Origin of the sequence: Novacetimonas maltaceti (genome assembly GCF_002906255.1) — a bacterium.
GTDB classification, from domain to species: domain Bacteria; phylum Pseudomonadota; class Alphaproteobacteria; order Acetobacterales; family Acetobacteraceae; genus Novacetimonas; species Novacetimonas maltaceti.
On sequence record NZ_POTC01000039.1, the window covers coordinates 23,042 to 29,102 of the forward strand.

6 protein-coding genes, 1 pseudogene and 2 riboswitches are annotated in these 6,061 nt (G+C 56.3%); of the genes and pseudogenes, 3 read left to right on the forward strand and 4 right to left on the reverse strand.

Annotated elements, in window-relative coordinates; translation table 11 throughout:
• Positions 1-20: 20 nt before the first annotated feature.
• From KMAL_RS12300 to KMAL_RS12310, 3 genes and pseudogenes are all read right to left on the reverse strand, one after another.
• Positions 21-857 (reverse strand): IS5-like element ISGdi1 family transposase, encoded by an 837-nt coding sequence (locus KMAL_RS12300; RefSeq protein WP_012222260.1) that lies wholly within the window; start codon positions 855-857, stop codon positions 21-23.
• Positions 858-932: 75 nt separating this feature from the next.
• Positions 933-1,214 (reverse strand): annotated as a pseudogene (locus KMAL_RS12305) (CbtA family protein); the annotation flags it as partial.
• 16 nt (positions 1,215-1,230) lie between these two features.
• Complete coding sequence (locus KMAL_RS12310) at positions 1,231-1,443, reverse strand: CbtB domain-containing protein (protein WP_010518378.1); 213 nt, start codon at positions 1,441-1,443, stop codon at positions 1,231-1,233.
• A 329-nt stretch (positions 1,444-1,772) separates the two neighbouring features.
• Positions 1,773-2,004: riboswitch (cobalamin riboswitch) on the forward strand.
• 156 nt (positions 2,005-2,160) lie between these two features.
• On the opposite strand from KMAL_RS12310, the gene KMAL_RS12315 reads away from it, so the two are divergent.
• The 3 genes from KMAL_RS12315 (at position 2,161) to KMAL_RS12325 (ending at position 5,637) form a co-directional block, all read left to right on the forward strand.
• Complete coding sequence (locus KMAL_RS12315; RefSeq protein ID WP_239020120.1) at positions 2,161-3,798, forward strand: carbohydrate porin; 1,638 nt, start codon at positions 2,161-2,163, stop codon at positions 3,796-3,798.
• A gap of 148 nt (positions 3,799-3,946) precedes the next feature.
• A riboswitch (cobalamin riboswitch) is annotated at positions 3,947-4,180 on the forward strand.
• Between the two features lie 311 nt (positions 4,181-4,491).
• Positions 4,492-5,220 carry a uroporphyrinogen decarboxylase/cobalamine-independent methonine synthase family protein gene (locus KMAL_RS12320; protein WP_239020121.1) on the forward strand — a complete coding sequence of 243 codons (729 nt, stop codon included), beginning with the start codon at positions 4,492-4,494 and terminating at the stop codon, positions 5,218-5,220.
• A gap of 21 nt (positions 5,221-5,241) precedes the next feature.
• Positions 5,242-5,637, forward strand: coding sequence for a Rieske (2Fe-2S) protein (locus tag KMAL_RS12325; protein WP_239020122.1), 396 nt, complete (start codon positions 5,242-5,244; stop codon positions 5,635-5,637).
• A gap of 20 nt (positions 5,638-5,657) precedes the next feature.
• Here KMAL_RS12325 and KMAL_RS12330 read toward each other — a convergent pair.
• Positions 5,658-6,061: integrase core domain-containing protein (locus KMAL_RS12330; RefSeq protein ID WP_146044216.1), on the reverse strand; the 404-nt coding region annotated here is incomplete at its 5' end.

The following is a 6,061-nucleotide window of genomic DNA, read 5'->3' on the forward strand; positions in this document are numbered from 1 at the left end:
GAGCCCGATCCGAAAGTTCTTCAACCGTGACAATGCCTTGCGGTTCTGCGGGTCAGCATGCGGATTGAGGCGATCAAAGTCCATGCGGTTGAGGACGCAATGGATTGTTCCCAGTCTTTGGCGAGCCGCCTGCACCGTCCCAGCCATGCGAATGTCCGTTCAACCACCCAGCGGCGCGGCAGGATCTGAAATCCCTTCGCCGTATCGGACCGCCTGATGATTTCGAGGGTCCATTTTCCCATGGAGGCGAGCGCGGATCGCAATTTGTCGCCAGCATAGCCGCCATCAGCGAAGATGTGGCGCAGCCAGGGAAAGCGCCTGCGTATCGCTGCCAGGACATCAACGGCCCCATCACGGTCCTGGATGTCGGCGGCATGAACGAGGAGAAAGATCAGGAAGCCGCAGGTATCCGTCACAATATGGCGCTTGCGGCCCTTGACCTTCTTCCCCGCGTCATAGCCCGAAAGCCCGCCACTTTCCGTGGTTTTCACCGACTGGCTGTCAATCACGCCCGCGCTCGGAGAGGCTTCACGCCCCTCGATCTCGCGCAGGCTCATGACCAGCACCGTATTCATGACTTCGAACACTCCGGCACCACGCCAGGCGTAAAAATAGCGCCTGACAGTCGAGACCGGCGGAAAGCATTTCGGCAGCAGGCGCCACGCACACCCGGCCGAGGCTATGTAGAGCATCGCGTTGACCACCTCGCGCATATCCGTCGTGCGGGGGCGACCGCCTCGTTTCGCCGGGGGGACAAATGGCATGATCAAAGCCCACTCCCCGTCCGTCATATCCGATGGATATCGCAACCCTTCCCGGCTATGTTCACGTCGGGCAATACCAGTCCATGTCACCATTCACTCCATCTCTTCGCAAAGACGGATGAATCACAACAGGCTGGTATTGTTCAAAAACTTTCGGATCGGGCTCTAAGAAAATACAAGAGCGAAAAGCCCGCCAAACGCTGTCGAGTAAACCATTACACCTGTGAGTAATCCGTAACTGGCTTGAAGTTTCCGGCTTACAAGTTCCGGCTCTTCAACATCATGGATGCCTCGCTCCAGATCTGCCTTGGCTTTAGCCTCGTCCATGGCAGATTCAAATGCAATGGCATGATCGACCTGAGGTTCTCCAAAAACTTTTGCGAAACTGAATACCAGAATGCCGGCCAGAAAACCGACGAGCATTCCGCGAATAAGTAGGGTGCGGACCATCATTCTGTTTTCCATGTCAGTGGCAGGGGAAACCCAGAAGATGGCGACTGTCATGCACCCACTCGTGCACATACATGCCAGGAATAATTGATGTCGCCCCTTCCTCTGCGCCGACAAAATAAAGGGCCAGCAGCATCAGCAAGCCGAAAACCAACCACGGCGCTATCTCCCTGACGGGAATAGGCGCGGGAGAGGGGATGGCGTGGGAACCTATTGCAGTATCAGACATTTTATACGACTCCTCAGGAAAAATGCGTCCTGTTTCGCTCGGAACGGAGCCATGCGCGGGTCTGACTTTCGGGTAGAAAATTGTGTTCTACACCTGCTTACAGTGGCGCAACCGTGCCGGGATTTCACCGGCTTCCGCGTTTATGGCCTGCAGGGGTATAATCTACTCTCCCTTAATCTAAAACTCCTAAAAGAGCATAGCCTGACATAATTTGACATGAACTGCCACGGCTGCAGGTGAAACGCCGAAGCGCAGGCGGTCAATATCCATCAGGAAGGGATTTCTCTAATTATCCTGTCTTGCCTTTTTGGGGATAAGAATTTTATAATACTGTCTATCAAGTCGACGGTCCCGTGCGAACGGGCGAAAAGGGAATGTCGTATAACTCTGGCTGGGGCAATTTCCCCGGGAGTTCAGTCGACAGCTGCCCCCGCAACTGTAGACGGCGAGCATTGTGTCCTCAGCTACCAGATTGGGTAGCAGCCACTGACTTCGGTTGGGAAGGCGGATGCAACGTGGTGACCCGTGAGTCAGGAGACCTACCGTCGAGTTCAGATATGTCGCCGGGCGGGTGGAGCCGGAGGCGGATCAAGGCGTGATGCATTTTCTTCTTTGACGCTCTGTCGCGATGGCGTGCGTGTTTGTTTCCCAGTCGGGAAATGACTGCATTCGGAATTGTTGCTCCTTTTACCGACGCTTCCCCGACAGGCCCCCTCCATGACATTTCTTGACTCTCCGGGCGTTACGCGACGCTCGGCTCGTGTGCTTTTTATCAATTCCACTCTGGTAGGAAGTCTCTTCGCATACTCAGCCGCTTATGCTCAGGCTCCTCAGACCCAGATCGAGGAAGATCGGGCGCGCCTTGGCAACTCCACTCCGCTGGTTGAGCAGATCGACCCAGCAACCATACGTGATTCGGAGCGCGCGCAAGCCGATGCTGCGGAGAAGGCGGCTGGTGACGATAAACTCGACACCAGTGGTAACCTGCTAGGCAATATGTGGGGCGCGCGGTCATGGATGTACAAGCACGGCATCAGCTTCGACATCCAGGAAGTCGATGAACTCTGGGGCAACGGGACTGGCGGTTCGGCTTCTGGTAATGATGGTGCAGGCGGATCAGGCACCGGCCCGTCCTACGACGGTGTAACCATGCCCACGCTGACCGTCGATACCGAGAAACTGTTCGGGCTGAAGGGGGGGCTGTTCAATGTCAGCGCACTGCAGACACGCGGGCGCTCGATCTCGCAGGACCATCTGGCCAATTTCAACCCTGTCAGCGGATTTGAGGCTGACCGTTCCACCCGCCTGTTCGAACTATGGTACCAGCAGTCTTTCCTTGGCGGCAAGCTGGACGTAAAGATCGGCCAGCAGGATCTTGATACCGAGTTCCTGATCAGCGATTACGCCTCGCTTTACCTCAACGCCAATTTCGGCTGGCCCATGGCGCCCTCGGTCAACCTGTATGGCGGCGGGCCATCCTGGCCGCTGTCGTCTCCCGCCATCCGGATCCGCTACCGGCCGAGCGAGAAGTTCACCTTTATGTTTGCCGCAGCGGACGACAATCCGCCGGGTAACCGCTATAATTCTACCCCCATCCAGCAGGCTACCGGCTCCATCAGCGGCTACAATTCCGATCCCACCAGCCAGACCTATGATGGCGCCAACGGCACCAATTTCAACATGGGTACCGGCGCCCTGCTGATGACCGAACTGCAATACGCGCTCAACCCGCAGCCGGCCGACATGTCGAACGTGACCAAGAATCCCGGCCTGCCGGGCGTGTACAAGCTGGGCGGGTTCTATGATACCGCGAAGTTCGCCGACTATCGTTACAACCGCAATGGCGGTTCGTTAGGAGCTGCAGTGGCCAACGCCACTGCAGCCACGCCACAAAGTGACCTGACCCCGCGCTGGGACCGGGGTAACTGGATGGTGTATGGTATCATCGACCAGATGATCTGGCGGCCGTCGCTGACATCGGCCCGCTCGGTGGGCGTGTTCATACGCGCCACGGGTAATGGCGGTGATCGTAACCAGATCAGCTTCGCCATTGACGCCGGCCTGAACCTGAAGGCGCCGTTCAAGGGGCGCGATAACGACACGATCGGTCTGGGCTGGGGCATTGGTCGCGCCAGTTCCGGCCTGCGGCAATTTGACCGCGACAGTCAGACGCTTGTGCAGGGCAATGAAAACCATCTTGAACTGACCTATCAGGCGCAGGTTACGCCGTGGATGGTCATGCAGCCTGATTTCCAGTACGTATGGCACCCTTCGGGCGGCGCGCCGGATTGGACCGGTTTGCGCCGCGTAGGTGACGAAGCGATTTTCGGCCTGCACAGCAGTATTACTTTTTAAGTATAAATACACGAACAGAAAGTGCTAATTTATATTATTGTTAAATCATATAAAACGTATGAATATGATAAGACGTAGAGTGTACTTGGCCGTCTGATCAGCATTGAAAGGAAAACATTGCTGAAAAGTGGAAGGTGGTGGCATATTCGCCTTCTATATAGTCAGTGGTTCCGTGCAAACGGATGAAAAGGGAACACCGTTCCGCTTCGGCAGGGTCCATCCCGGAAGCCAGTCGGTGGCTGCTCCCGCAACTGTAAGCGGTATGGGGTCGTGTCGTCCATTTTCTGAGGGGAATGGGCCACTGTTGTATCAGCAACGGGAAGGTAGACACGATCTGCGATAATCCGTGAGCCAGGAGACCTGCCACTGTCGATCTCACGGCCGCCGGGCGGGATGAACCGGAGGCAGGAGCATGGCTTTGCAGCACTGCATAGGCTTGCCTGTCGCTGAACGACACGGCACTTCCACAATTACAAACTGTTATGATGATGCGCAGACCTGCGGTGAACCCTCATGCTACTGACCGGGACGCTTGGTCTCTCGGGTTTTGATACCCCCGCATTGACCGCTTTGCAGCGGCGTACAGGCGTCTCGCATGTAGCGTCCAATTCCTGCCCGGATGACTGGCATCGCGTGTGGCAGACAGCACAGATGGTGGGTGTGGGGAAGGCTCCTCAGTGCGGCGGGAAGCGCATGCCCGAACTGACAGATCAGACGTTCTTCCACTTATGCTGCAATCCTGTCCGCGATGCATTTGTTGATGCATGGCAACGCGGGATCGCGACTGTGCCTGTGCTTCTAGGGCCAGTGAGCTTTCTTGCCGCATGTGACCGGACTGACGGCACGGACCCTGTCCTGTTGTTATTGAAGCTTCTTCCGGTGTACATCGAGATTCTGCACGAACTCGCCACGGCAGGCTGTTTCTGGGTTCAGATTACGGAACCTGTCACAACGGCTGGTCCGATGTCGAAAGAACGCCAGACGGCGATGGAACTGGCATGGCGGAGCATGGCAGAGGTGGCATCCGGACATGCACTATCCCTCGTCTTCGTCGGGGGAGGAGGGGGCTTCTGGCGTAACCTGCCCCACGTCATGTCATTGCCGATGAATGGCCTTCATATCGATATGGTGCGCGGCGGCGCAGAACTTCCATCGGTGCTCTCTAATCTTAATCCGCGCTGTGACCTTCTTCTGGGAGTTGTGGACGGCCTGAATCGGATTCCAACGGATGTCTATAGCGCGATGCGATGGATAGATAAGATCCGTTCAGAATGTCTACGAAGGCGCGTGATTATTACACCGTCTACGACAATGCGTTTCACCAATAAGGACGGTAGGCAATTACCGCCTGAGGTTCACAATACACTTTCAGACCTAGCGAAGGTTCAACGTGCTTGCGTGGCGGCGACCTTCGTCCATTAACAAGATTTTGGAGGAATTGTCATGGGCATGACACATACTCTACTGCAACCTTTTGATCCGGACCACAATGCACAATGGTATCCCGCTTTGCGCAGTGCAGATCTGAGACATCAAAAAGCAATCGGGGTTTATTGCGGCAGCAGACCGGTTGTCATTGTCCGTCCAGAGGCAGGGCTGGTGTTTGCACTTGATGACCGGTGTACGCATCGTCAGGTACCACTCAGTCGTGGCGTGGTCAGCGGAACCTTTATCAGATGTCCGTTGCATGGGATCAAGTTTGCACGCAGTGGCCGTTGCTATTCTCCTGATATGGTTCTGGAAGAAATGCCGCCGCGCGCGGAAGGCTGGGGATGTAGGGAGAAAGAAGGCTGGATATTTGAGGTGGTCCCGTCCGTTCGGACAGTTTTGCGGGCTTGATAAGCTATACCCGGTTGTTGTTATGCCGCCCTTCTGACGGCGTTGCTGTTGGCCATCTGGTCCGGGGTTAACCCCGGACCAGATGGCGTCGGCACGTCATGATACGCCTCATCGGGCGTTCGTCCAGCCAGCGCCGTATGCGGACGCCTTTCGTTATAATGGGCGATCCATCTGCCAAGCCCGGCCCTCAGCTCTGATCCGGTCTCGAACGCGTACAGGTAGACGCATTCGTATTTCAGCGACCGCCACAGACGCTCGATGAACACGTTGTCCAGCCAGCGACCGCGCCCATCCATGCTGATGCGGATCTGACGCTCTTCCAGTATCCCGCTGAAACGGGGTGTCGTAAATTGCGACCCCTGGTCAGTATTGAAAATGTCCGGGGCGCCATAGCGCATGAGGGCATCCTGTAGCGCCTCGATAC

Coding starts and splice junctions, on each gene's coding strand:
- KMAL_RS12310 (WP_010518378.1), bottom strand. CDS start 1,443: ATGTCTGATACTGCAATAGGTTCCCACGCCATCCCCTCTCCCGCGCCT.
- KMAL_RS12320 (WP_239020121.1), top strand. CDS start 4,492: ATGCCCGAACTGACAGATCAGACGTTCTTCCACTTATGCTGCAATCCT.
- KMAL_RS12325 (WP_239020122.1), top strand. CDS start 5,242: ATGGGCATGACACATACTCTACTGCAACCTTTTGATCCGGACCACAAT.
- KMAL_RS12315 (WP_239020120.1), top strand. CDS start 2,161: ATGACATTTCTTGACTCTCCGGGCGTTACGCGACGCTCGGCTCGTGTG.
- KMAL_RS12300 (WP_012222260.1), bottom strand. CDS start 857: ATGGTGACATGGACTGGTATTGCCCGACGTGAACATAGCCGGGAAGGG.